Here is a 23,926-nt window from a genome sequence, read left to right as displayed (position 1 = left end):
TGGGAGTGTACCTGTTCCGCGCGCGGTCTATCCCATGGCCCGCATCTGGGCAAGGCGCGCTTTCTCTGGCCAAGGCGTCACAGGGTCGCTATGTGCAGCCTGAAAGACAGGAGCATTCCATGCAGCATCTGGAAGAACAGATTGCCCATCTGACCCGCACGGTTGACGATTTGAACGCGGTTGTCACCCGGCAACAGGCCGAGATTGACCGGCTGACCCGCCGTGTCGAGATGCTGCTGCACCGCGAGGCCGAGCGCGCGCAGGAAGGGTCAGGCGGCGTTGTCCTTGGTGACGAACGCCCGCCACATTACTGAAAGCTTACAGCCCCAGCGTTGATTTCACCGCGTTATCGACGACGCCACCCAGCAGGGCGTTTTCATCCCCGGCGCAGCCGTCTTTCAGAGCCGCCACAAATGTTTCGCGCAGCGCGGCCTTTTCCTCGTCCGAACCGGCATGAGCTTCGAGGTCGATCTGACGGTTATAAAGTGACAACGCCGTCATCTTGCCGACCACGTCGACAATGTATTCTTCATTCCCGTCAGCCTCTTCGATGACCGACGCGCAGGTGTGATACATGTGCGGCAGCGCCGCTTGCACCATCTGTTCGGCTTCCTCGTCCGCAAGGGCAAAACCGGGCCCTGTAAGCAGCGCGGCGGTTGTGATCACTTTTATCGCGTTCAAACGCATCATCCCGCCCCCGCTTATTTCGAGTTCGCGCCAATCAGCGCCCCAACAATTGCCCCAGCGGCAGCGCCTTTGCCGTCGCCGATCAAGGCCCCGACCCCGGCCCCGATCACAGCACCTTTGATCGTGTTCTCTTTCTTCTTGTCGTCCGCAAGCGTGGCTGTCGCCGAAACCAAAGCCAGCGATGCCGCCGCCCCCAATGCAATCGTTCTGAAATTGAGACCTGCAATCGTCATATCAACGCCCTCCCGTGGCATGATCAGAAGACATATTTGCAAGGTCAGCCTAGCGGTGCGCTAACTGTCTGGCAACAAAGCGGTGTCAGATCTCTTCGACGGTCATCACGCCTTCCAGCGATTTGATCGCGCCCTTGATCTGGGGATTGATCGGGAACACACGCCCCAAGTCGATTTCGACGTCGCCGGGCAGGCCGGGGTCCAGCAACAGCAGTTGGATCGGGCCGCGGGCCGCACCCTTGGCGGCGGTTGCGGCTTCTTCAAGAACCGTTGCAATCGTTGGCACCGCCCGCGCTTCGTCTACAAAAATGCGCAGTCCCGTCGCCCCGGCTTCGGCCACTACAGAATCCGCTGGTCCAACCGAACGACCCAGCAGCTTGAGCTGATCGGACTCCATCGTCGCCTCGACGGTCAGAACCACCTGAGCGCCGGTTTCCAGAAACTCGCGGCATTTCTCCAGCGTGTCGGAAAACAGCGTGACCTCATAAGCGCCGGTCGGGTCCGAAAGCTGGGCAAAGGCGAACCGGTTGCCCTTGGCCGATTTCCGTTCCTGCCGCCCGGCAACCACTCCGGCCATCTTGGCAATCAGCGGGCCAGAACGGGCTTTCTCGGTCACCTCGTCCAGCGTCAGAACCTGTTTACGCTTCAAGGCCGGCATATAGTCATCCAGCGGATGACCAGAGAGGTAGAAGCCGATGGCCTTGAACTCTTCGCTCAGACGTTCAGCCGGCAGCCAGTCGGGGGTCGGCGACAGGCGTGGTTCGGGCAGGTCATCTCCGGCCTCGCCAAACAGCGACACCTGGTTCGAATTCTTCTGTTCATGGATCGCTGCCGAATACTGCACCAGCGCATCTAGGCTTTCAAACACGCGGCGGCGGTTTCGGTCCAGCTCATCAAAAGCCCCGGCGCGGGCCAGCATCTCAAGCGGGCGTTTGCCCACTTTTTTCAAATCCACGCGGCGGGCGAAATCGAACAGGTTGACAAATGGCTTGTCCGCGCGACCCGCAACGATCAGGTTCATCGCCTCGACACCCACATTCTTGAGCGCGCCCAGCGCATAGACCAGATGTCCGTTATCAACATCGAACGTGGCCTGAGAGCGGTTCACACAAGGTGGAATATACGGCAGTTCCAGCCCTTTTCGGACCTCTTCGAAATAGATCGCCAGCTTGTCGGTCAGATGAATATCGCAATTCATGACACCCGCCATGAATTCGACCGGATGGTTCGCCTTCAACCAGCCGGTTTGATAGCTGACCACCGCATAGGCGGCAGCGTGGGATTTGTTGAAGCCGTAATTGGCGAATTTTTCCAGCAGGTCGAAGACTTCGCTGGCTTTCTTGGCATCCACCCCGTTTTCTGCCGCGCCTTTTTCGAACTTGGGGCGTTCGGCATCCATCGCCTCTTTGATCTTTTTACCCATCGCGCGGCGCAGCAGGTCCGCGCCGCCCAGGCTGTACCCGGCCATAACCTGCGCGATCTGCATCACCTGTTCCTGATAGACGATAATGCCTTGAGTTTCCTCAAGAATGTGGTCGATCAGCGGATGAACGGATGTAATCTCGCGCAGCCCGTTCTTGACCTCGCAATAGGTCGGGATGTTTTCCATCGGGCCGGGGCGGTAGAGCGCCACAAGGGCCACGATATCCTCGATGCAGGTGGGTTTCATGCGCTTGAGCGCGTCCATCATGCCCGAGCTTTCCACCTGGAACACCGCGACCGTCTTGGCCGCTGAATAGAGCTTATACGTCGCCTCGTCATCCAGCGGGATGGCGTTGATCTGGTTCTCGGCCCCCTCGGCAGGTTCGTAAAGCTCGGTGCCATCGGCGGCGATATGCAGCTTCCGTCCGGACTTGAAGATCAGGTCCATCGCGTTCTGGATCACGGTCAGGGTTTTCAGACCCAGAAAGTCGAACTTTACCAGCCCGGCCTGTTCCACCCATTTCATGTTGAATTGGGTCGCAGGCATGTCGGATCGCGGGTCCTGATAGATCGGCACCAGCGCGTCCAGTGGCCGGTCGCCAATCACAACCCCAGCCGCGTGGGTCGAGGCGTTGCGCAGCAGCCCTTCGACCTGCTGGCCATATGTCAGCAGACGATCCACCACCTCTTCGTTGCGCGCTTCTTCCCGCAGGCGCGGCTCGTCCTTCAGGGCTTTTTCGATGGAAACCGGTTTGACACCTTCCACGGGGATCATCTTAGACAGACGGTCCACCTGCCCGTACGGCATTTGCAGCACCCGCCCGATGTCGCGCACGGCGGCCTTTGACAGCAAGGCACCAAAAGTGATGATCTGCCCCACCTTGTCGCGCCCGTATTTCTGCTGCACGTAACGGATCACCTCTTCTCGGCGATCCATGCAGAAGTCGATATCGAAGTCGGGCATCGAAACCCGTTCGGGATTCAGGAACCGTTCAAACAGCAGGCTATAACGCAGCGGGTCGAGGTCGGTAATTGTCAGCGCATAAGCCACCAGCGAGCCCGCACCCGATCCCCGCCCCGGTCCAACCGGAATATCGTGATCCTTGGCCCATTGGATAAAGTCGGCAACGATCAGGAAGTAACCAGGAAAGCCCATGCCTTCGATGATGCCAAGTTCGAAATCCAACCGCTCCTGATACTCCTCGGGCGTCACCGCATGGGGGATTACCGCCAAACGTTTCTGCAAGCCTTCATTCGCGATGCGGCGCAGTTCAGCGACCTCGTCATCGGCGAATTTCGGCAGGATGGGATCGCGGCGATAAGCCATAAAGGCGCAACGCCGCGCGATCTCGACCGTGTTCTCAATGGCCTCGGGCAGATCAGCGAACAGCGTCACCATTTCCTGCTGCGACTTGAAATAATGCTGCGCGGTCAGGCGGCGGCGACCTTCCTGCTGGTCGACATAAGCCCCTTCGGCGATACAGATCAGCGCATCATGGGCCTCGTACATATCCGAGGTCGGGAAATAGACGTCATTGGTGGCAACCAGCGGCAGGTTCTTGGCATAGGCCATCTCGATATGGCCGCGCTCGGTCTGGCGTTCGGCCTCGGGTTGGCCGTCTTCACCTGGGTGACGCTGGAGTTCGATATACAGACGATCCGGGAAAATCGCGGCCAACCGATCCACCAGCGCCTCGGCCGCCGGACGTTGCCCCTGTTGCAACAGGCGGCCCACCGGCCCGTCAGGCCCTCCGGACAGGCAGATCAGCCCGTCGGCGCGGTCCGCAAGCTCGTCCAGCGTGACCTGCGGCAACTGCCCGCCCTTGTCCACGTAAAGGCACGTGCTCAGCTTCATCAGGTTCTCGTACCCCGCCTCGGACTGTGCCAGCAGAACAAGCGGCGCGGGCGATTTTTGTTTTTCCCCCGGTTGCGACTGCACATAAGTCAGATCAACCTGACATCCCATGATCGGCTGGACACCAGCCTGACTGGCTGTCACCGAAAATTCCAGCGCCGAAAACATGGAATTCGTGTCAGTCACTGCAACGGCAGGCATCTCCATCTTCTCGCACAGGGCGGGCAGTTTTTTCAGCCGCACAGCGCCTTCCAGAAGGGAATATTCGGTGTGAACACGTAGGTGAATGAATCGGGGGGTACTGCTCATGAACGGCAGGCTACCCTAGCCGCGAGGCATGCAAAAGCCGGAACCTGCGCCGTTGTTTGGCAAAATAATCATTTTCGATTATTCGGATTTTCCAGAAGGTGCTTCGGAAAGCGACATCTTCACTGACAAAAAAACGCTTTAGTTTCAAACAACTGATATTTACACAGGGTGCGCAATTCCACGCCGATTGGCTGTAATGATGCATCATACAGGCAGTTTTTCTTGCCAGATCACGCATGCTGTTTCTAACATCCATTGGCAAGCTATCCGCCCGCCACTCTTTCTACGTCGCATCGAAGGAGGGCACCACCAGGGCGCAACCGGGTAAGGCGACGGGTTTCTCGAATGGACATCACGTTTCTTCTGAACGGAGAGACAGTGGAGCTGACGGACATCGATCCGACAGCCACTCTGCTGGATTGGCTGCGTGAAGATCGTGGCCTGACCGGCACCAAGGAAGGCTGCAACGAAGGCGATTGCGGTGCCTGCACTGTCATGGTGACGGATGCGGGTGGTGCAAAGGCCCTGAACTCGTGCATCCTTTTCTTGCCGCAACTGCATGGCAAGGCGGTTCGAACCGTCGAAGGCGCCAGCAGCCCCGATGGCGAGGTCCATCCGGTTCAGCAGGCCATGGTTGACCTGCACGGTTCGCAATGCGGCTTTTGCACGCCCGGTTTTGTCATGTCGATGGTGGCCGGTCACACCAATGGCGCGACGGATCACGATACACAGCTTGCCGGTAATCTGTGCCGTTGCACGGGTTACGCTCCCATTATTCGCGCAGCCGAAGCGGCCGAGAAACAGCCCGTGCCTGTCTGGGTTAAAGACAAGCCTGTCGCAACGCCCGCCACCTCACCCATGCTGCCGGGCTCGTCCGACGCGCTGGCTGCCGTATATGCCGAGAACCCGAATGCCACTTTGGTTGCGGGCGCAACAGACGTTGGGCTTTGGGTGACCAAGCAACTACGCGATCTTGATCCGGTGATCTTCCTGAACCGCTGTGACGATCTCAAAGAGATCACGATCACCGACGAAGAAATTCGTTTCGGTGCCATGGTCGATATGAACCGTATGGGCGAAGCCTTGGCGGACATTCACCCATCCTATGCAGAAATGATCCGGCGCTATGCCAGTGTTCAGGTCCGTCACGCGGCCACTGTGGGCGGCAACATCGCCAATGGCTCGCCAATCGGAGACAACCCGCCCGCGCTGATCGCATTGGGTGCGACGCTGCACCTGCGCAAAGGTGATGAGCGCCGGTCAGTCCTGCTGGAAGACTTCTTCATCGATTACGGGAAACAGGACCGCGCACCGGGTGAGTTTGTCGAAGCCGTCAGCTTCCTGCGTCAGGCGGACCGGCTGAAATGCTACAAGCTGAGCAAACGGTTCGATCAGGATATCTCGGCGGTGTGCGGATGTTTCAACGTTACCATTTCGGACGGACAGGTGACAGATGCGCGCATCGCGTTTGGCGGTATGGCTGGCATTCCGAAACGGGCAACCCATGTCGAGGCCGCGCTGATCGGCCAGCCGTGGGCGCGCGAGGCGATTGACGCCGCTCTGCCCGCTTTTGCCGACGATTATTCACCGCTTACGGATATGCGCGCCTCGGCCACGTACAGGCTTGAGACCGCCAAAGCGATGCTGGAACGGTACTTCCTTGAGGATCAGGGCCAAGTGACCAACGTGCTGGAGGTATCGGCATGAGCGTATCCAAACCCCTTCCCCATGACGCGGCACCGCTGCACGTATCCGGTTCCGCCCGGTATGTGGACGACATCCCGACGCCAAAGGGCACATTGCATCTGGCCTTTGGCCTGAGCCCGATCGCCAAGGGCACGATTACCGCGATGGACCTGTCTGCCGTGAAAGCGGCACCCGGGGTCGTCAGGGTCATGACGGCACAGGACCTGCCCTTTGCCAACGATGTTTCGCCCTCGATCCATGACGAGCCTTTGCTGTCCGACGGGACGGTTCACTATATCGGCCAGCCTGTTTTCCTGGTGGTTGCCACCAGCCATCTGGCCGCCCGCAAGGCGGTTCGGTTGGGCAAGATCGACTATGCCGAGGAAACACCGATCCTGACGGTTGAAGAAGCTCTGGCCGCAGACAGCCGATTTGAAGACGGGCCCCGCATCTATGCCAAGGGCGATGCGGACGCCGCGATTGAAAGCGCCGCCCACGTCATCGACGGAACGTTCGAGATCGGCGGTCAGGAGCATTTCTATCTGGAAGGTCAGGCTGCGCTTGCCGTGCCGAATGAAGGCGGTGACATGCTTGTCCACAGCTCGACCCAGCACCCGACCGAGATACAGCACAAGGTGGCGGACGCTCTGGGCCTGCCCATGCATGCGATCCGCGTCGAAACCCGGCGCATGGGTGGCGGATTCGGTGGCAAGGAAAGCCAGGGGAACGCGCTGGCCGTTGCCTGCGCGGTGGCGGCACGGGCAACCGGCAAAGCCTGCAAGATGCGCTATGACCGCGATGATGACATGATCATCACCGGCAAACGCCACGCCTTCCGGATTTCCTATCGCGCGGGATTTGACGAACAGGGTCACATTCAGGGCGTGTCCTTTCTGCAATACGCAATCTGCGGCTGGGCGCAGGACCTGTCCCTGCCCGTCGCCGACCGTGCGATGCTGCATTCTGACAATGCATACCTGTTGCCCAATGCCCGGATTGAAAGCCACCGGCTGAAGACCAACACGCAGTCAGCCACCGCCTATCGCGGGTTTGGTGGCCCGCAGGGGATGGTTGCCATCGAACGTGTGATGGACCACGCCGCGCATGAACTTGGGCTGGACCCGGTGGAATTGCGCCGTCGCAACTATTACGAGCCCGCGCATAAGGTTGCCGAAGTCCAACCTCACGAAAAACCGCTGGGTCATCCCGACCCGCACGAAGACCTGACCAGCCGTGGCGCGGTGGAAACAGGGACTGCCCCGGTCCGCCCCCTGCCCGCTGGTGGCAACACGACGCCCTATGGCATGGAGGTCAGTGACTTCGAATTGCACGGAATAACAGAGACGCTTCTGAAAACCAGTGACTATGCCGCGCGCAAAGCAGCGATCCGGAAATGGAACGCCGACAACAGCGTGATCAAGAAAGGCATTGCCTTTTCCCCGGTCAAGTTCGGGATTTCCTTCACGTTGACCCACCTGAACCAGGCGGGTGCGCTGGTGCATGTTTACCAGGACGGCTCGGTCCACCTGAACCACGGCGGCACCGAAATGGGTCAGGGGCTGTTCCAGAAAGTAGCGCAGGTGGCCGCGTCGCGCTTTGGTATTCCGCTGGAAATGGTTAAGATCACCGCCACCGACACAGCCAAGGTTCCAAACACCTCGGCCACGGCAGCATCCTCGGGCAGTGACCTGAACGGCATGGCGGTGAAAGCGGCCTGCGACACGATCCGCGACCGGATGGCCGACTATCTGGCCGAGCGCCATCAGGCCGATCCGTCAACGGTCACCTTCTCGGACGGCCACGTCTCGGTCGGCGAAGAACGCTATAGCTTCGCTGAAGCCGCTGCGCTGGCCTATCAGGGCCGGATCAGCCTGTCAGCGACGGGTTTCTATAAGACCCCCAAGATTGAATGGGACCGGATCAAAGGCCGTGGCCGCCCGTTCTTCTACTTCGCATATGGAGCTGCGATTACCGAAGTCGCCGTGGACACCCTGACCGGCGAAAACCGCATTCTGCGCACCGATATCCTGCATGACGCAGGGGCCTCGCTGAACCCGGCGCTGGACATCGGACAAGTCGAAGGTGGTTACGTGCAAGGCGCAGGCTGGCTGACGACCGAGGAACTGGTCTGGGACGGCAAGGGCAACCTGCGCACACATGCGCCCTCGACCTACAAGATTCCGGCTTGCTCGGACCGGCCTGATATCTTCAATGTCGCGCTCTGGGACGGGGAAAACCGCGAGGACACGATCTATCGTTCAAAAGCAGTGGGCGAGCCGCCCTTCATGCTGGGCATCTCTGCGTGGCTGGCCCTGTCGAACGCAGTCGCGGCATGTGGCGATAGCTATCCAGCGCTGGATGCTCCGGCGACTGCGGAACAGGTCTGGCACGGAATCCAGAGGGTAAAGGGAGGAACCTGATGGGATTTGATCGAGAGGCTTTGAGGGAGGCGGTCAAAACCCACGGAAAAGTCACCCGGGTGGTCATCGCCGCGATCAAGGGGTCATCCCCGCGCGAAGTCGGCACCGCAATGCTGGTTTGGGAGGACGGGCAATGCGGGACCATCGGCGGCGGCACGCTGGAGTTTCAAGCGACTGAGGCCGCGCGAGGTCAAACCACGCCTTGCCGTCTGACACATCACGCACTTGGTCCGGACATGGGTCAATGCTGCGGCGGCGCGGTTACGCTGCTGAGCGAGGTCTATGACCAAGACGCAGTGAACGCGCTGGATGATACCGTTGTCGCGCGATCCCCGTCCGGCGGCGACGTACCCCTGTCGGTTAAACGCCTGCTGGCGGCCGCACGCGGACAGGGCATCGCGGCCGAGCCGCAACTGATCGACGGCTGGATGGTTGAGCCGGTGCATAAGCCAACCCGCAACCTGTGGATCTGGGGCGCAGGTCATGTGGGTCGCGCGCTGGTGGATGTGTTATCCCCCTTGCCCGATCTTGCAATCACCTGGGTCGATACCGCCCCCGAGCGGTTTCCCGATACGATTCCAACCGGCGTGATGCCGGTTCCAGCCGCCAAGCCAACCGAGCTGGTGCGTCATGCGCCGCGCGATGCCGAGCATCTTGTGCTGACTTACTCACACAATCTGGATTTGGAGCTGTGCAACCGGCTGCTTTCGCATGATTTCCGCTTTGCTGGCCTGATCGGCTCGGCTACGAAATGGGCACGATTCCGGTCGCGGCTGGCGGCCCTTGGGCATTCGCCCGAACGGATCAGCCGGATCACCTGCCCGATCGGTGACCCGTCGATGGGGAAGCATCCGCATATGATCGCCGTGGGCGTCGCTGCACAATTGCTGCGCCCGGCCCTGCAAAACAAGTTGAAGAAGGACCTGAGCGCGTGACCATTCCACTTTTGAGCTTGCAAGGGCTGACCAAAGCCTACCCCGGTGTTGTGGCCAATGATCAGGTGTCCTTTGACATCGGTGAAGGCGAAGTGCACGCGCTGCTGGGTGAAAACGGCGCGGGGAAATCCACGCTGGTAAAAATGATCTATGGGCTTGTGAAGCCGGACAGCGGCACCATGAAACTGCGCGGCAATCCGTTTGCGCCGCCCGAACCCCGCGCGGCCCGTGCGGATGGGATCGCGATGGTGTTCCAGCATTTTTCGCTGTTTGACGCGCTGAACGTGGCCGAGAATATCGCGCTGGGGATGGAGAACCCGCCCCCGATGGGGGATCTGGCATCGCGCATTCGCGAAGTTTCGGAAACTTATGGCCTTCCGCTGGACCCGTTTCGCACGGTTGGCGACCTGTCCGCAGGCGAACGCCAGCGGGTCGAGATCATCCGCTGCCTGTTGCAGGACCCCAAGCTGCTGATCATGGACGAACCGACCTCGGTTCTGACCCCGCAAGAGGTCGATATTCTGTTTGAGACGCTGAACAAGCTACGCTCCGAGGGAACCTCGATCCTGTATATCTCGCATAAACTGGAGGAAATCCGAACGCTATGCGACCATGCTACGATCCTGCGTCTGGGCAAGAACGTGGGCGAATGTGTCCCCGCTGAAACCTCGGCGCGTGACATGGCCGAGATGATGGTCGGGTCAACCTTGCAGACGCCCGAACGCTCGGGCCGGGAACTGGGCGAGGTCGCGCTGGATGTCAGCGGGCTGTCAGTCCCCTCGCCTTCGGAATTCGGCACCGCATTGCGCAATGTGCACATGACGGTCCGCAAGGGCGAGGTTCTGGGCATCGGCGGCGTTGCCGGAAACGGGCAGGATGAGTTGCTGGGCGTGTTGTCCGGGGAAATCCTGACATCGGCGGATGCAATCAAGTTCAACGGTCAGGCGATCGGCAAGCTCGGCCCGACAGCGCGCCGTAAGCTGGGCGTTCTGACCGCGCCCGAGGAACGGTTAGGCCACGCAGCGGCACCCGACATGAGCCTGACCGAAAACGCTTTGCTGACCGGATCTGTGCGGGAAGGGCTTGAGAAAAATGGCTTCTTGAAATGGTCCGAAACCCGGAGTTTTGCCGAAAAGATCATCGAAGCCTTCGACGTTCGCACGCCCGGGCCCGAAAACGCAGCGCGGTCCTTGTCCGGCGGTAACCTGCAGAAATTCGTGATTGGACGCGAAGTGCTGCAAAACCCTGATGTGTTGGTGGTAAACCAGCCAACCTGGGGGGTGGATGCCGCGGCGGCCGCGTCGATCCGGCAAGCCATACTCGATCTTGCGGCGAAAGGCACAGCGGTGATCTGCATCTCGCAGGATCTGGATGAGCTGATGGAGATCTCGGACAGTTTTGCGGCCTTGAACGAAGGTCGGCTGAGCGCACCGCGCCCGACCACCGGCCTGACGGTGGATGAGATTGGCCTGATGATGGGCGGCGCCCATGGCATGGAGGTGGCACATGTGTGATCTGCTGGGCCGCCTTCGGCTAGAGTATTTGCGAAAAGATGAAACATCTGGGGGGATGAGCAGATGATTGTGTTGGAGAAACGGCCACAGCCGTCCAGGGCCTGGTCTTACGCGACCCCCCTTGTGGCGGTGCTGGCAACAATGGTGTTTGGCGGGTTGCTGTTTGCCATTTTGGGGAAAAATCCGGTCGAAGCCATCGGTACCATCTTCTGGGAGCCGCTGTTTGGAGAGTTCGCATTCTATTACCGCCCTCAATTGCTGGTCAAAGGCGCGCCCCTAGTGCTGATCGCAATCGGATTGTCGCTGGGTTTTCGGGCCGGTATCTGGAATATCGGGGCCGAAGGACAATACATCATGGGCGCCATATTCGGCGCGGGCGCAGGTCTGGCCTTCTATCCGCTTGATGCCTGGTACATCTTCCCGATCATGGTGGTCGCAGGCGCATTTGGCGGTTGGCTGTGGGCAACGATCCCGGCTTTGCTGAAGGTGCGTTTCGGCACCAACGAAATCCTTGTGTCGCTGATGCTGGTCTACGTGGCCGAGCAGATGCTGGCCTCGGTCTCGCTAGGTCTTCTCAAGAACCCCGAAGGGTTCGGCTTTCCCGGATCGCGCAACCTGCAATCCTATGAAAGCGCGCATAATGCCGAGCTGATTGCCGGTTCCGGGATGCATTGGGGTGTTGTCGCGGCCTTCATCGCGGTGATCTTTGCCTATGTATTGCTGAACCGTCACATGCTGGGCTTCCATATCCGTCTGACGGGTGAGGCCCCCCGCGCGGCAAAGTTTGCAGGTGTGAATCCGGCGCGCCTGATCCTGTTCTGCCTTGGGATTTCGGGCGCTTTGGCCGGGCTGGCCGGTATGTTCGAGGTGTCCGGCCCGTCCGGTCAGATCAGCATCGATTTCAACGTGGGCTATGGCTTTACCGCGATCATCGTCGCGTTTCTGGGCCGCCTGCATCCGGTGGGTATCCTGTTGGCCGGGGGCCTGATGGCGCTGACCTATATTGGCGGCGAAATTGCACAATCGCAGCTGGGTCTGCCTGCCGCTGCCATTCAGGTGTTTCAGGGAATGCTGCTGTTTTTCCTGCTGGCCTTCGATCTTCTGACAAACTTCCGCATCCGTGCGGCGCGTAGCGAGGTGGCGTGATCATGGACCTTGGTCAAATCAATCCCGTTCTTCTGGTTGCCTCGCTTATGGTGGCCGCAACCCCCCTTCTGCTGGCCGCGATCGGAGAGCTTGTCGTGGAAAAGGCAGGCGTTCTGAACCTTGGTGTCGAGGGCATGATGATCGTTGGCGCGATCAGCGGTTTTGCGATCTCGGTCGAAACCGGCTCGCCCTGGCTGGGCTTTGTTGCTGCCGCCATTGGCGGGGCCGTGCTGTCGCTGCTGTTCGTCCTGCTGACACAGTTTGCATTGGCCAACCAGGTTGCAAGCGGCCTTGCGCTGACCCTGTTTGGACTGGGGTTCAGCGCCTTGATGGGGCAAAGCTATGTGGGCGTCAAACCCCCCAGCATGGGCGATATCCACATCCCTTTGATTAGCGATATTCCGGTCATCGGCCCGATCCTGTTTCGGCACGACCCCATCCTGTATCTGGGCATTGCGCTGACCGCTGTGGTCTGGGCCGTCCTGAAGTACACCCGCGTCGGGTTGATCCTGCGGGCGGTTGGTGAAAACCACGATGCCGCCCATGCGCTTGGCTACAAGGTCATCAAAATCCGTATCATGGCGATCCTGTTCGGCGGGGCCTGCGCGGGCCTGGGTGGGGCTTACATCAGCCTGATCCGTGTGCCGCAGTGGACCGAGGGCATGACCGCGGGTGTGGGCTGGATCGCGCTGGCGCTGGTGGTGTTTGCCAGCTGGAAACCATGGCGGGTCCTGCTGGGTGCATATTTGTTCGGCGGCATTACCGTCTTGCAGCTTAATTTGCAGGCAGCGGGCGTTGCCATTCCCGTCGAGTATCTGGCAATGTCACCCTATCTCATCACGATCCTTGTGCTTGTGATCCTTTCGGCCGACAAGAGCAGCGCACCTGCCTCACTGGGCCGGACCTTCCACGCCTCACACTAGGGGCCAACTGAACCAACTTGGGGAGTAACTACATGAAATTCAAATCACTTCTGACAACTGCCGCGATAGCGCTTGGTCTTGCGACCGGTGCAGTGGCGCAAGACAAGACCAAGGTCGGTTTTGTCTATGTCGGCCCTGTCGGCGACGGTGGCTGGACCTATGAACACAACAAAGGCCGTTTGGCGATCGAAGAAGAGTTCGGCGACAAGGTCGAGACTGTATTCGTTGAATCGGTGCCGGAAGGCCCGGACGCCGAACGCGTGATGACACAGATGGCGCTGGAAGGCGCAGATCTGATCTTTACCACCTCATTTGGCTATATGGATCCAACCATCAATGTGGCCAAGAAATTCCCGAACGTGAAGTTCGAGCACGCGACCGGCTACAAGATGGCCGACAACGTCTCGGTCTATTCGGCGCGTTTCTACGAAGGTCGTGCGGTTCAGGGGCATATCGCGGGTAGAATGACCGAATCGAACATCATCGGCTATATCGGGTCTTATCCGATCCCCGAGGTGATCCGCGGTATAAACTCGGCCTATATCCACGCCAAGAAGGCAAACCCGGATGTCCAGTTCAAGATCGTCTGGGCCTATACCTGGTTCGACCCGGCAAAAGAGGCTGACGCCGCCTCGGTTCTGATCGAACAGGGCGCCGACGTGATCCTGCAGCACACTGACTCGACCGCTCCGCAGGCCGCCGCACAAGAGGCGGGTAACGTGATCACCTTCGGTCAGGCTTCGGATATGAGCGAATACGCCCCCAAACCGCGTGTTTCCTCGATCATCGACAACTGGGGACCCTATTACATTGCGCGCACGCGAGCTGTGATGGACGGCACCTGGACCTCGTCCAACACCTGGGACGGTATCGGGCCGGGCATGGTAGAAATCGGTGAGATTTCGGATGCAGTTCCTGCGGACATCAAGGAAGAGGCACTGGCGCTGAAAGCGGCGCTGGCCGATGGCAGCTATCATGCCTTTACCGGACCGCTGAAGAAGCAGGACGGCAGCGACTGGCTGGCCGAGGGCGAAGTGGCCGACGACGGTACGCTGGCTGGCATGAACTTCTATGTTGAAGGGCTGGAAGGCGATATCCCGCAGTAAACGACGCGGGTAGAAATGCATCAAGGCCCGCAGGTTTGCGGGCCTTTTTTCGTGGCGTTTTCGCTTTGGTCACATTACCGGATGACCGGGATGCTACGGCCGCGAAGACCTATGGAACCATTAAGCCCTGTCCTGTGTTCGCCATCCAATCAGGCTAAGGCACGCGAACACGATCGCGGCAACGCAGACGATCGAAGGCCCTGCCGGAGTGTCGAAAACATACGCAGCCCTTAACCCCGTGATGGCTGAAAGCGCGCCTATTCCCGCCGCGATCAAGGCCATCGTTTCTGGTGACCGCGCAAGGTTACGCGCCGCTGCCGCCGGAATGATCAGCATTGCGGCAATCAGCAAAACACCCACAACCTTGATCGCCACCGCCACGGTCACGGCAAGAGACAGGGTCAGGATCAGTTGCTCTCGTCTTGGATCGAATCCGCTGGCGTAAGCCAGTTCTTCGTTCAATGTCGCGGTCAGAAGTTGCGCCCAACGCCAGACAATCAGCGCCACGACAAGCGCCGCACCGCCCCAGATCACGATCAGATCAGAACGGGAGACCGCCAGAATATCCCCAAACAGATACGCCATAAGGTCAATCCGGAGACCGGACAGGAATGAAACTGCAACCAGCCCGAAGGCCAACGCAGAATGTGCCAGAACGCCCAGCAGCGTGTCCATCGCATATCCGCGACCGGCCAAAAGCGAAACGGTCAGCGCCATGACCAAAGCGACAGCCAACGCGCCCGTGAAGATCGACATCTGAAACGTCAGGGACAGGGCCACGCCCAAAATTGCGGCATGTGCGGTTGCATCGCCGAAATACGCCATGCGACGCCATACGACAAAACACCCAAGGGGGGCCGCGGCAAACGCCACGCCAATACCGGCGAGCGTTGCCCGCATCATGAAATCATCCAGCATTATTCCGCCGCTTCCTGTGTACTCGCATCATGGTCATGATCATGATGGTGATCATGTTCATGACGATAAAGGGCAAGCGCACCGCCTGTTCCGGTTCCGAACAAGGCCCGATATTCGGGCGCCGAGGCGACCACAGCCGGCGATCCTTCGCAACAGACATGCCCATTGAGGCATATCACCCGGTCCGACGCACTCATGACCACGTGCAGTTCGTGGCTGATCATCAGAATGGCGCATCCGGTCTCGCGCCGGACAGCCTCGATCTGCTGGTAAAAGCTGGCCGACCCCCGTTGGTCCAACCCCTGTGTCGCTTCGTCCAGCAACAGAATATCCGGGCGGTTGATCAAAGCCCGAGCCAGCAGCACCCGCTGGAACTGTCCACCGGACAGTTGCGACATCTGGCGTTTCAACAGATCCGGCACACCCGCCGATTCAAGCGCCTCGACACATTGCCTGCGCGACACAGGATCGGTCAGACGCATGAACCGTTCGACAGAAATCGGTAGTGTCGGATCGACATGCAGTTTCTGCGGCACATAGCCGATTTTCAATCCGGGCTTCAGTGACACTTGACCGGCACAAGGCCGTGTCGCACCGATAATGGCGCGCAGCAGGCTGGTCTTTCCTGATCCGTTCGGGCCAACGATGGTTACGATTTCACCCGGCTCAATGACCATGTCCACATGATGCAGTACGGTATGCGCGCCATAGCGGACGCTGAGTTTCTCGACAGTGATCAGCGCCATCTTTATGCCTTTTCGGTGCAGTCGGGGCAGAGACCTTCAGCCTCTACAACCGTTCGCTCGATCTCGAAACCCGCCGCGCGCGCGGCAGCGCCAAGAACACCTTTGGACGGGGCAGATTGCGCCTCGGCTACGGCGTCGCATTTTCGGCAGATCATGAAAGCAGGTGAATGCGCCGCACCGGGATGAGAGCAGGCGACAAACGCGTTCAGCCGCTCGATCTTGTGGACAAATCCGTTTTGTACAAGAAACTCCAGCGCCCGATAAGCGACCGGAGGCTGGGACCCGAACCCTTCGTCGCGCAACCGGTCAAGGATTGCATAGGCACCTTGGGCGCGATGTTCGTGCAATAACATCTCAAGAACCTTGCGCCGAACCGGCGTCAGCCGCAGCCCTTCCGCTTTGCACCGGACTTCGGCGGATGTCAGAGCCGTTGCGACGCAGCTCTGGTGGTCATGTTCCTGAAACCCGACCGGAGCCGCGTCTTTGCCAATAACTGGGTGCACATCACTTGTCATGTTATTACATATCATGTATTGCCGCTTGAAATGTTATAAAATCACACAGAGGGCCCGATGTCCAGAACGCTTCTTCTTCCATTATCTATCACAGTTGCACTGCTGGGTGGACCGGCCCGCGCAGATGCGCCAAACGTTGCCGCGGACATTGCCCCGGTTCATTCGCTGGTGGCCCGTGTCATGGCGGGTGTGGGAACACCTGCCCTGATCGTCGCACCGGGTGCCTCGCCGCATGAATACAATCTGCGCCCGTCCGAGGCAGCCGCGTTGCAAAACGCCGATCTGGTGTTCTGGGTAGGAGAAGACCTGACACCCTGGCTGGAAAGTGCGATAGAAACTCTTGCCCAAGGTGCGACCGCCACAGCCCTATTGGACGCAAAGGGTACGGGGCTTCTTGAGTTCCGGGAAGACGCATTGTTTGAGGCGCATGATCACGCGGACGATGCGGGTCACGAAGACCATGACGACCATGGCGATCACGAAGGCCATGATGATCATGACTCTCATGACCCACATGCCTGGCTTTCGCCAACGAATGCCAAAGCCTGGCTGACCCTGATCGCGGATCAACTGTCGTCAGCGGATCCCGACAACGCCGCTGCGTATTTAGCAAATGCCGAAGCGGCGCGCGAAGAAATGAACGTGCTTTCCGCAGAAGTGGAAGAGTTGCTTGAACCGGTTCGCGGCGGCAGCTTCATCGTGTTTCATGATGCCTACCAGTATTTTGAGGTTGCGTTTGGTTTCCCTGCATCGGGCGCGATTTCCCTGAGCGACGCGTCCGACCCAAGCCCCGCGCGAGTTGCCGCCATTCAAGGTCGCATTCACGCCGAAGGCATCAACTGCGTATTGTCTGAACCACAGTTCAATCCGGGCATCGTCGAAACCGTGTTGGATGGAACATCGGCACAATCCGGTGTGATCGATCCACTGGGCTCGGCTCTGGAACCCGGGCCGTCTCTGTACCCGCAAGTCATTCGTAACATGGCGCAAACCCTGTCGGAGTGTTTGAAAACCCGTTGAACCGGGACTGGGATCGGGACGCGGAAACCTGCCGGGGTGCACCCAAAAGGGCCAAGTCCCGATCTGCGCATCAGGTTTGGAACATTGGAGAAGCGCATCAGACCATGGTCTGTAGCGCGTCAAACAATTGTCGTTCATAGTCGATTGCGAAATGAGACCCAAAATTACCGACCTGACAATTGGCAACTGGTCTTTGTCGCGCGTTTTTCTCGCGGCAAGTGTTGTGGTCATGGGGACTGCAACGGTGTTTGTTGGTCACTGGGTATCGAACCGGATCGAAAATGCGGTTGTACAAAATTCCGCCAACTCTGCGGCATTGTACATGGAAAGCATTTTGTCCCCACTCAGCCAGGAGCTGGCGCATGGAGACCGCCTTTCCGAACAGGCCAGCCGGGCGCTGGACGAGATTTTCATGACCCAGCCGATGCGCGAACGCATTGCCTCGTACAAGTTCTGGAAACAGGATGGCGAGATTGCATACGCATCGGATTCCGCCATCATCGGTCGCCGCTTCGAGCCGACAGATGACCTGAAACGCGCATGGGCTGGAGAAATCTCGGGCTCATTTGAAGAGCTGGACGACGAAGAAAGCGCGGCAGAGGCTGCGCTTGGCATTCCATTGCTGGAAGTCTACAGCCCCATTCGCGAAATCTGGTCGGGGAAAATCATCGCGGTCGCCGAGTTTTATGAAAAGGCCGATCAGCTGGAACTGGACATGGCCAGAGCCAGAAGAACAAGCTGGTTGATCGTTGGCTCGGCCTTTGCGGCAAGCACGATTGTTCTGTTTTCCATTGTCGCAATCGGCGACAACACCATTCGACGGCAAGGGCGCCTTCTGAATGATCGTCTTGCCGAAAGTGAAAAGATGGCCGCACAGAATGCCATGCTGCGGTCGCGCGTCATTGATGCATCGGAAAGATATGCTGCGCAAACGGACAGGTTCCTCAGGAAACTCGGCGCGGAACTGCATGACGGCCCTGCCCAATACCTGTCCCTCGCCGCCCTTCGACTGGAGGCTGCATTCGGCGACAAGCCGGAGATGCCCACCGAGGCCGAAGAAATTCAGCAATCTTTGCAGAAGTCTTTGGCAGAAATTCGCGCCTTGTCACGGGGGTTGTTCGCGCCAGACATCGAAAATCTGGCGCTCGTTGATGTGGTAAAAAGAGCTGTCGAGGACCATTCTGAACACAGCCCTTTTCGCCCCGGTATTTCCTTTCAGGGCAATCCGTCGCCCGACTTGTCGATCTCGGGCAAGTTGTGCGTTTTCCGGTTCCTGCAGGAAACGCTTTCCAATGCCGCAAGATATGCGCCCGCGTCCCAGTGCACTGTCACCTGCAACGTACAAGGTGATCGCATCACCGTTCAGGTCAGCGACGACGGCCCCGGGTTCGCCCCCTCCGGCGAGACGGTTCTGCGTGAGGACGGGGGCCAGGGCCTTGTCGGCTTGCGTGACCGGGTCGAAAGCATCGGTGGCCGGTTCGAGGTGACATCAACCCCGGGCGAGGGCACCACCGTTGCTATGACATTGTTTCCCAGAAAGATGAGTGCATCATGACAACATCCGTCGTTATCGCAGATGATCACCCGATTTTCAGGGACGGTTTGCACCGCACTTTAGAGGAAGCCGACGGCTTCAAGGTTCTCGCCGCCGGATCAAATGCGGATGAGGCCGTTTCCCTTGTCCGAACCCATCAGCCTGACATCGCCATCCTCGACCTGTCGATGCCCGGTGGCGGCATTAGCGCGACCCGTCGAATTGCTGAAATGGCAAACCCGCCTTTCATTGCGATATTGACGGTCTCTGAAAACAGCAGTGACGTTGCAGACGCTTTGGAGGCGGGTGCCATTGGCTATATCGTCAAGGGCGTGACAGCACGCGAATTGACAGCTTCGCTGCGCAGTATCGCCTCGGGCGAAGGGTTCGTCTCGCCGGGTCTTGCTTCGCGTATGCTGCTTCAGATCAATCGCGGAAACGGGTCGCAGCAAGAAGCTGACGCCATAGATGATCTTACCCATCGCGAAGAAGAAATCCTAAGACGCGTCGCCAAAGGGCTGAGCAATCGGGAAATAGCCGATGAGTTGGGAATACAGGAGAAAACCGTCAAGCATTACATGACGGCGATCCTGTCCAAGCTCCATGCGCGAAACCGGGTGGAGGCCGCTCTTATCGCGCATGAGGCCTGGAACAAGAAAGACTAGGGGTCAGGCGCTCAAAGACCGGGGCGGTCTCTCAAGAAAAGAAACCGCCCCGCACAATCGTCAAAGTTAGTTACTCAGTTGGCAATCGCCTGAAGTCTGCTGCGATCCGCCGCAGTTGCGGTTCTTTCTACGACGGTCCGGTTGAACGGGTCTTTCAACTCGTAACGCCCGCCCTCGATCTCTTCTTTCCAGCCGTTTGCGTAACTGACTTCGATATTGTTGCCCTGAATTTCGATTTTTGCCGGGTTACTTCCAGCGCCACCACTCTGCCCGGGCGAGCGCACGCTGTCGATTGAGATACCGTTTGCCAGTGACCGAAGGCGCGAAACGTCGGCACCGGTGGCCGGTCGTTCCTCGACTGTTCGGTTCTGCGCGTTCTTTCTTTCGTACCGGCCGTTTTCAATCTCTTCCTTGGTGCCGTCAGCATAGCGTACTTCTATGCCGCTCGCGCTTGTCTCGACCTTTGTTATTCCAGCCGACCCCGATGACTGCCCCCCAGACTGGGACCGGTCCTTCTTATCGCCCCGGCCCGAGCGTGACGAACCATCGGCATCATCATCATCGTCGTCGTCATCATCATCGTGACCACCTTTACCCGATCCGGAATTGTCGTCACGATCACCGCCGCTGCCCGACCCGGAATTGCTGTCATGGTCATCATCCCCGCCGTTGCCGTCACTCCCTTTCCCGCTCTTTGCAAACGCGTAAGCAGGTTCCAACCGCAGATGACCGTCTGCGTCAAAAGCCGGCACATAGGGTGTCATCACAATCAGCGACGCCAGCGCTACCGTGCTGAGAAGCTGACCAGTTCTTTTCCGGTTATTCATTCTCGTCTCCAATCCTGTTCGAGGCGTTATCCTGTATTGGAGGCAGAATATCCCGGGCCCGGCTTCGCTACATCGGGCTTAGGTCTGATGATTTTCCGGCCGATTGTCCGGGTCCGAGGAATGAGAGTTTCAAATATCCATCACTTAAAAAGACCTGGTGATCCAATTTAGGCCTTGGGCAATGAGGTGTTGCCGCGTTGCTTTCCATGTTTTGCGGAACTCGGCTTCAGCGGTTGGCGGGTCTTGATTTGACAGCTGTCGTTTTCTTCCCGATTAGGGTCAGGATGCATTGATTCTCAAGGCGCTGCATGATTCACGGCTCGAAAAATGGAGTGGTGATATGAGCGACCTTTTCTGGCTGACCGACGAGCAGATGGCCAAACTTTCCCCTTTCTTCCCGCGGTCGCACGGCAAGCCACGGGTCGATGACAAGAGGGTGCTGAGCGGGATTATCTTCATCAATCGCAATGGGTTGCGGTGGCGTGACGCCCCCAAAGAATACGGACCGCACAAGACGCTTTATAGCCGGTGGAAGCGTTGGAGTGAGAAAGGCATCTTCGCGCGGATGATGGTCGGCTTGGCAGCCGAACACGGCGAGGAAAAGACCGTGATGATCGACGCGACCTATCTGAAAGCACATCGCACCGCGACCAGCATGGCCGCGAAATAGGGGGGCGTGGCCGCCTGATTGGCCAAACCAAGGGCGGCATGAATACTAAACTGCATGCTATCTGTGACAGCCAAGGGCGACCGATCAGCCTTTTTGTCACCGCTGGCCAAGTCAGTGACTACATCGGTGCGCGAGCGCTACTGAGCAGCATACCAGAAGTCGACTGGCTGCTCGGGGATCGCGGCTATGATGCAGACCGGTTCCGAGACGCGTTGAAAGACAAAGGAATAAGCGCCTGCATCCCAGGTCGAAAGCAACGCAACCGTCATCTATTGGTTATGAATCCTGACCCTACGACACACCGGTCTACTTTTCGATCACGGAGGTACACCGGTACATCGACAACATGAACCGTGAGGTCATCGGTCGACTGGACGGCGAGAACAAACCCAAGCTTTCTGATGGAACACTAATAGAAGATCGAAAACTTCATTACTTCGAAAACTCATGTACTTTCGTCCCGACATCCACGGCCAAAGCGGATAAGGCAACCAGCGGTCCGTTTTATGGAGAATTCAATCGCTTCCTCTCACGTCTTGAAACCAAACTCTCCGACAAGCGCCTACGCTTCTTGCTACAAGCCAAGAAAGATGATGGGAAGTGTTTCCAGACTGATGACTTTGAACAAATCATGAAGCAATTCATCGGTTACCTCAATCGATCCAATGTCACCATTGTCGACCTAAGTGGCATACCATTTGAGGTGTTGAGTATTACGGTGAGCCTAGTTTCTCGACTGATCTTCGATTTCTGTTTTCACTACTCGAAGCTGCGACAAAGACAAGAAGTACTGAATGATGTACCAGTCATGCTTGTCTGCGAGGAAGCTCATAACTACATCCCTCAGAGAGACGACGCTGCATATCGTTCTTCTAGAAAATCGTTGGAGCGCATTGCAAAAGAAGGAAGAAAGTACGGGCTCAGTTTGATGGTTGTGAGCAAGCGACCGTCAAAGGTTTCGGAGACTATCTTCGCGCAATGCAACAATTTTTTGGCGCTTCGGCTGACCAACAATACCGACCAAAACTATGTGAAGCGGCTCTTTCCGGACAACTCCAGCGGCATTACGGACATCTTACCCAATCTTGCCCCTGGTGAATGTGTCGTTGTCGGAGATGCTGTGTTGCTGCCAGCGATTGTGCAGATGCCGATGCAGAATCCCGAGCCACAATCCCAAGGCGTTCGCTTCCACAAAGAATGGCAGGAACCTTGGCGCGAATTTACTTTTGGGGATGTGATAAGTCGCTGGCGGAAAGAATGATACGCCTAGTGGTAGGCTGTGCGCGCGTCTGAACTTGACGAACAATCCGGTTTGCTGACCCGACGGATATCTGCTTTCGGGTTACTATAACGCAGCGACTGGCGCTGTTGCCAGGGATCGGACTTGGCCGGAGAATGAGCACTAACGCCAAAGCAGTAAATCTAGCATCCTATTCGAGGGAGCATTCAAACTCTTCGAGGAGGGTTTGCATTGCATTTTCAGTTCCAGTTTGCGTTCTTACCCTTTCCTCCAACTGGTCAATCAACAATACCTGCTGAGTTATTTCATCCGCCAACTTTGTGAGATTGGCGTTTAACTCAGACAACTCTTCATCGGCACCAAATGCGCGATAGGTGTTGCTCCAGCTACCATCCCTCCACATCCAGCTAGAATGAGTGAGCCTCCCCAACTGAACTGGTCCACCGCTATGTTTAGGAAACGGAGGACCACGAATGGCAAACAAGCGACCGAAGCCCGAAGAGATTGTCTCGAAGTTACGGCAGGTTGAAGTTCTGATGGGGCAAGGCATGTCCCGTCTTGATGCGATCAGGCAGATCGGAATTGTTGAACAGACCTATTACCGCTGGCGCAAAAAGTACGGCGGAATGGGCGTAGATCAGTTGAAAGAACTGAAACGGCTTCAGAAAGAGAACGAGCGGCTTAGACGCGCAGTTTCAGATCTGACGTTGGACAAACTGATCCTGACGGAAGCCGCAAAGGGAAACTACTGAGCCCCGCTCGTCGTCGTGCTTGTATTGACCATGTTCGCAACCAACTGAACGTTTCCGAGAGACGCGCCTGCCGCGTGCTTGGACAACACCGGTCCACGCAACGGCGTGTCCCACAAGGTCGCGCAGACGAAGACCGATTGGTGGCCGACATGATCGAGCTGACCCGTCAATACGGGCGATATGGCTATCGCAGGATCGCAGCGCAGCTGAGAGAGGCTGGGTGGTCTGTTAGCGATGGGCGAATTGAACGGCTTTGGCGACGAGAGGGGCTGAAAGTGCCAGTGAAACAATCGAAGAAAGGACGGCTTTGGCTGAACCCCTCTCATCGATACTGCGTATCGACTGCCGGGCAGTGGATGGGTCGTGTGTTCGGCTGAGGCCGGAGTATCGCAATCATGTATGGAGCTATGATTTCGTCCATTGTCGAACCGACGATGGCAAAGCTTTTCGGACGCTGAACATCCTTGATGAGCACAGCCGGGAGTGCCTGGCGATTAGAGTGAAGCGCAAGCTGAACTCGGTCGACGTGATCGACGCCCTGACGGATCTGTTCATCCTTCGTGGCGCACCCGGTTTCATACGTTCGGATAACGGGCCGGAATTTGTCGCCCAGGCCGTCCGAGACTGGATCGCCGCCGTCGGCGCCAAGACGGCTTACATCGAACCTGGCAGCCCGTGGGAGAACGGATACTGTGAAAGTTTCAATGGCCGGTTCAGGGACGAACTACTCAACGGCGAAATCTTCTACAGCCTGCGCGAAGCACAAATCCTGATCGAACAATGGAGGAGACACTACAATACAA

Annotated in this window: 19 protein-coding genes and 2 pseudogenes; 14 read left to right on the top strand and 7 right to left on the bottom strand. The window is 58.1% G+C overall.

Annotated elements, in window-relative coordinates; all coding sequences use genetic code 11:
• Positions 1–119 precede the first annotated feature (119 nt).
• A complete protein-coding gene (locus ACR0DS_RS19725) occupies positions 120–314 on the top strand; it encodes a SlyX family protein (RefSeq protein WP_209598067.1) in 195 nt (64 codons plus the stop codon).
• 4 nt (positions 315–318) lie between these two features.
• Here ACR0DS_RS19725 and ACR0DS_RS19720 read toward each other — a convergent pair whose 3' ends face one another.
• The 3 genes from ACR0DS_RS19720 to dnaE form a co-directional block, all read right to left on the bottom strand.
• Positions 319–690, bottom strand: a complete 372-nt coding sequence (locus ACR0DS_RS19720) for a hypothetical protein (RefSeq protein ID WP_480540030.1) — start codon at positions 688–690, stop codon at positions 319–321.
• An 11-nt stretch (positions 691–701) separates the two neighbouring features.
• Entirely contained in the window at positions 702–920 is a 219-nt protein-coding gene (locus tag ACR0DS_RS19715) for a hypothetical protein (protein ID WP_209504828.1), read from the bottom strand.
• Positions 921–1,005: 85 nt separating this feature from the next.
• On the bottom strand, positions 1,006–4,506 hold the full coding sequence (gene dnaE, locus ACR0DS_RS19710; RefSeq protein WP_480560754.1) for a DNA polymerase III subunit alpha: 3,501 nt from the start codon (positions 4,504–4,506) through the stop codon (positions 1,006–1,008).
• A gap of 345 nt (positions 4,507–4,851) precedes the next feature.
• Between dnaE and xdhA the strand changes: the two genes are divergently transcribed.
• From xdhA to ACR0DS_RS19675, 7 genes are all read left to right on the top strand, one after another.
• Positions 4,852–6,213 (top strand): xanthine dehydrogenase small subunit, encoded by a 1,362-nt coding sequence (gene xdhA, locus ACR0DS_RS19705; protein ID WP_480560753.1) that lies wholly within the window; start codon positions 4,852–4,854, stop codon positions 6,211–6,213.
• Positions 6,210–8,612 (top strand): xanthine dehydrogenase molybdopterin binding subunit, encoded by a 2,403-nt coding sequence (gene xdhB / locus ACR0DS_RS19700; protein ID WP_480560751.1) that lies wholly within the window; start codon positions 6,210–6,212, stop codon positions 8,610–8,612. The genes xdhA and xdhB overlap by 4 nt, the downstream gene beginning before the upstream one ends.
• Positions 8,612–9,547, top strand: coding sequence for a xanthine dehydrogenase accessory protein XdhC (xdhC, locus tag ACR0DS_RS19695; RefSeq protein WP_480560749.1), 936 nt, complete (start codon positions 8,612–8,614; stop codon positions 9,545–9,547). Before xdhB ends, xdhC begins: the two co-directional genes overlap by 1 nt.
• Positions 9,544–11,061 (top strand): ABC transporter ATP-binding protein, encoded by a 1,518-nt coding sequence (locus ACR0DS_RS19690; RefSeq protein ID WP_480488998.1) that lies wholly within the window; start codon positions 9,544–9,546, stop codon positions 11,059–11,061. The genes xdhC and ACR0DS_RS19690 overlap by 4 nt, the downstream gene beginning before the upstream one ends.
• A gap of 63 nt (positions 11,062–11,124) precedes the next feature.
• Positions 11,125–12,207 (top strand): ABC transporter permease, encoded by a 1,083-nt coding sequence (locus tag ACR0DS_RS19685; protein WP_267363631.1) that lies wholly within the window; start codon positions 11,125–11,127, stop codon positions 12,205–12,207.
• Positions 12,208–12,209: 2 nt separating this feature from the next.
• Positions 12,210–13,130 carry an ABC transporter permease gene (locus ACR0DS_RS19680; protein ID WP_209598075.1) on the top strand — a complete coding sequence of 307 codons (921 nt, stop codon included), beginning with the start codon at positions 12,210–12,212 and terminating at the stop codon, positions 13,128–13,130.
• Positions 13,131–13,162: 32 nt separating this feature from the next.
• Entirely contained in the window at positions 13,163–14,236 is a 1,074-nt protein-coding gene (locus ACR0DS_RS19675; protein ID WP_209598076.1) for a BMP family ABC transporter substrate-binding protein, read from the top strand.
• Positions 14,237–14,356: 120 nt separating this feature from the next.
• Here ACR0DS_RS19675 and ACR0DS_RS19670 read toward each other — a convergent pair whose 3' ends face one another.
• The 3 genes from ACR0DS_RS19670 to ACR0DS_RS19660 are packed head-to-tail and all read right to left on the bottom strand — an operon-like array spanning position 14,357 to position 16,415.
• Complete coding sequence (locus ACR0DS_RS19670; RefSeq protein ID WP_480484829.1) at positions 14,357–15,154, bottom strand: metal ABC transporter permease; 798 nt, start codon at positions 15,152–15,154, stop codon at positions 14,357–14,359.
• Complete coding sequence (locus tag ACR0DS_RS19665) at positions 15,154–15,900, bottom strand: metal ABC transporter ATP-binding protein (protein WP_480484830.1); 747 nt, start codon at positions 15,898–15,900, stop codon at positions 15,154–15,156. The genes ACR0DS_RS19670 and ACR0DS_RS19665 overlap by 1 nt, the downstream gene beginning before the upstream one ends.
• Positions 15,901–15,902: 2 nt before the next feature.
• A complete protein-coding gene (locus ACR0DS_RS19660) occupies positions 15,903–16,415 on the bottom strand; it encodes a Fur family transcriptional regulator (protein ID WP_480484831.1) in 513 nt (170 codons plus the stop codon).
• A gap of 57 nt (positions 16,416–16,472) precedes the next feature.
• Here ACR0DS_RS19660 and ACR0DS_RS19655 point away from each other — a divergent pair, with 57 nt between their 5' ends.
• The 3 genes from ACR0DS_RS19655 (at position 16,473) to ACR0DS_RS19645 (ending at position 19,634) form a co-directional block, all read left to right on the top strand.
• Positions 16,473–17,435 carry a zinc ABC transporter substrate-binding protein gene (locus ACR0DS_RS19655; RefSeq protein WP_480540018.1) on the top strand — a complete coding sequence of 321 codons (963 nt, stop codon included), beginning with the start codon at positions 16,473–16,475 and terminating at the stop codon, positions 17,433–17,435.
• Between the two features lie 151 nt (positions 17,436–17,586).
• On the top strand, positions 17,587–18,990 hold the full coding sequence (locus ACR0DS_RS19650) for a sensor histidine kinase (protein WP_480484833.1): 1,404 nt from the start codon (positions 17,587–17,589) through the stop codon (positions 18,988–18,990).
• A complete protein-coding gene (locus ACR0DS_RS19645; RefSeq protein WP_480540016.1) occupies positions 18,987–19,634 on the top strand; it encodes a response regulator in 648 nt (215 codons plus the stop codon). Before ACR0DS_RS19650 ends, ACR0DS_RS19645 begins: the two co-directional genes overlap by 4 nt.
• A gap of 74 nt (positions 19,635–19,708) precedes the next feature.
• On the opposite strand, the gene ACR0DS_RS19640 is transcribed toward ACR0DS_RS19645, so the two are convergent.
• Entirely contained in the window at positions 19,709–20,461 is a 753-nt protein-coding gene (locus tag ACR0DS_RS19640) for a hypothetical protein (protein WP_480484835.1), read from the bottom strand.
• 340 nt (positions 20,462–20,801) lie between these two features.
• On the opposite strand from ACR0DS_RS19640, the pseudogene ACR0DS_RS19635 reads away from it, so the two are divergent.
• The 3 genes and pseudogenes from ACR0DS_RS19635 to ACR0DS_RS19625 form a co-directional block, all read left to right on the top strand.
• A pseudogene (locus tag ACR0DS_RS19635) lies at positions 20,802–21,397 on the top strand (IS5 family transposase); the annotation flags it as partial.
• An 80-nt stretch (positions 21,398–21,477) separates the two neighbouring features.
• Positions 21,478–22,392, top strand: a complete 915-nt coding sequence (locus ACR0DS_RS19630; RefSeq protein ID WP_480560746.1) for an ATP-binding protein — start codon at positions 21,478–21,480, stop codon at positions 22,390–22,392.
• Positions 22,393–22,844: 452 nt separating this feature from the next.
• Positions 22,845–23,926, top strand: a pseudogene (locus tag ACR0DS_RS19625) (IS3 family transposase); the annotation flags it as partial.

The sequence above is a fragment of the Ruegeria sp. AF5 genome (assembly GCF_056541905.1).
The sequence above is the reverse complement of the archived record's forward strand: the minus strand, read 5'-3'. Positions and strand labels throughout refer to the sequence as shown.

Coding starts and splice junctions, on each gene's coding strand:
- ACR0DS_RS19725 (WP_209598067.1), top strand. CDS start 120: ATGCAGCATCTGGAAGAACAGATTGCCCATCTGACCCGCACGGTTGAC.
- ACR0DS_RS19720 (WP_480540030.1), bottom strand. CDS start 690: ATGATGCGTTTGAACGCGATAAAAGTGATCACAACCGCCGCGCTGCTT.
- ACR0DS_RS19715 (WP_209504828.1), bottom strand. CDS start 920: ATGACGATTGCAGGTCTCAATTTCAGAACGATTGCATTGGGGGCGGCG.
- dnaE (WP_480560754.1), bottom strand. CDS start 4,506: ATGAGCAGTACCCCCCGATTCATTCACCTACGTGTTCACACCGAATAT.
- xdhA (WP_480560753.1), top strand. CDS start 4,852: ATGGACATCACGTTTCTTCTGAACGGAGAGACAGTGGAGCTGACGGAC.
- xdhB (WP_480560751.1), top strand. CDS start 6,210: ATGAGCGTATCCAAACCCCTTCCCCATGACGCGGCACCGCTGCACGTA.
- xdhC (WP_480560749.1), top strand. CDS start 8,612: ATGGGATTTGATCGAGAGGCTTTGAGGGAGGCGGTCAAAACCCACGGA.
- ACR0DS_RS19685 (WP_267363631.1), top strand. CDS start 11,125: ATGATTGTGTTGGAGAAACGGCCACAGCCGTCCAGGGCCTGGTCTTAC.
- ACR0DS_RS19680 (WP_209598075.1), top strand. CDS start 12,210: ATGGACCTTGGTCAAATCAATCCCGTTCTTCTGGTTGCCTCGCTTATG.
- ACR0DS_RS19675 (WP_209598076.1), top strand. CDS start 13,163: ATGAAATTCAAATCACTTCTGACAACTGCCGCGATAGCGCTTGGTCTT.
- ACR0DS_RS19670 (WP_480484829.1), bottom strand. CDS start 15,154: ATGCTGGATGATTTCATGATGCGGGCAACGCTCGCCGGTATTGGCGTG.
- ACR0DS_RS19665 (WP_480484830.1), bottom strand. CDS start 15,900: ATGGCGCTGATCACTGTCGAGAAACTCAGCGTCCGCTATGGCGCGCAT.
- ACR0DS_RS19660 (WP_480484831.1), bottom strand. CDS start 16,415: ATGACAAGTGATGTGCACCCAGTTATTGGCAAAGACGCGGCTCCGGTC.
- ACR0DS_RS19655 (WP_480540018.1), top strand. CDS start 16,473: ATGTCCAGAACGCTTCTTCTTCCATTATCTATCACAGTTGCACTGCTG.
- ACR0DS_RS19650 (WP_480484833.1), top strand. CDS start 17,587: ATGAGACCCAAAATTACCGACCTGACAATTGGCAACTGGTCTTTGTCG.
- ACR0DS_RS19645 (WP_480540016.1), top strand. CDS start 18,987: ATGACAACATCCGTCGTTATCGCAGATGATCACCCGATTTTCAGGGAC.
- ACR0DS_RS19640 (WP_480484835.1), bottom strand. CDS start 20,461: ATGAATAACCGGAAAAGAACTGGTCAGCTTCTCAGCACGGTAGCGCTG.
- ACR0DS_RS19630 (WP_480560746.1), top strand. CDS start 21,478: ATGAACCGTGAGGTCATCGGTCGACTGGACGGCGAGAACAAACCCAAG.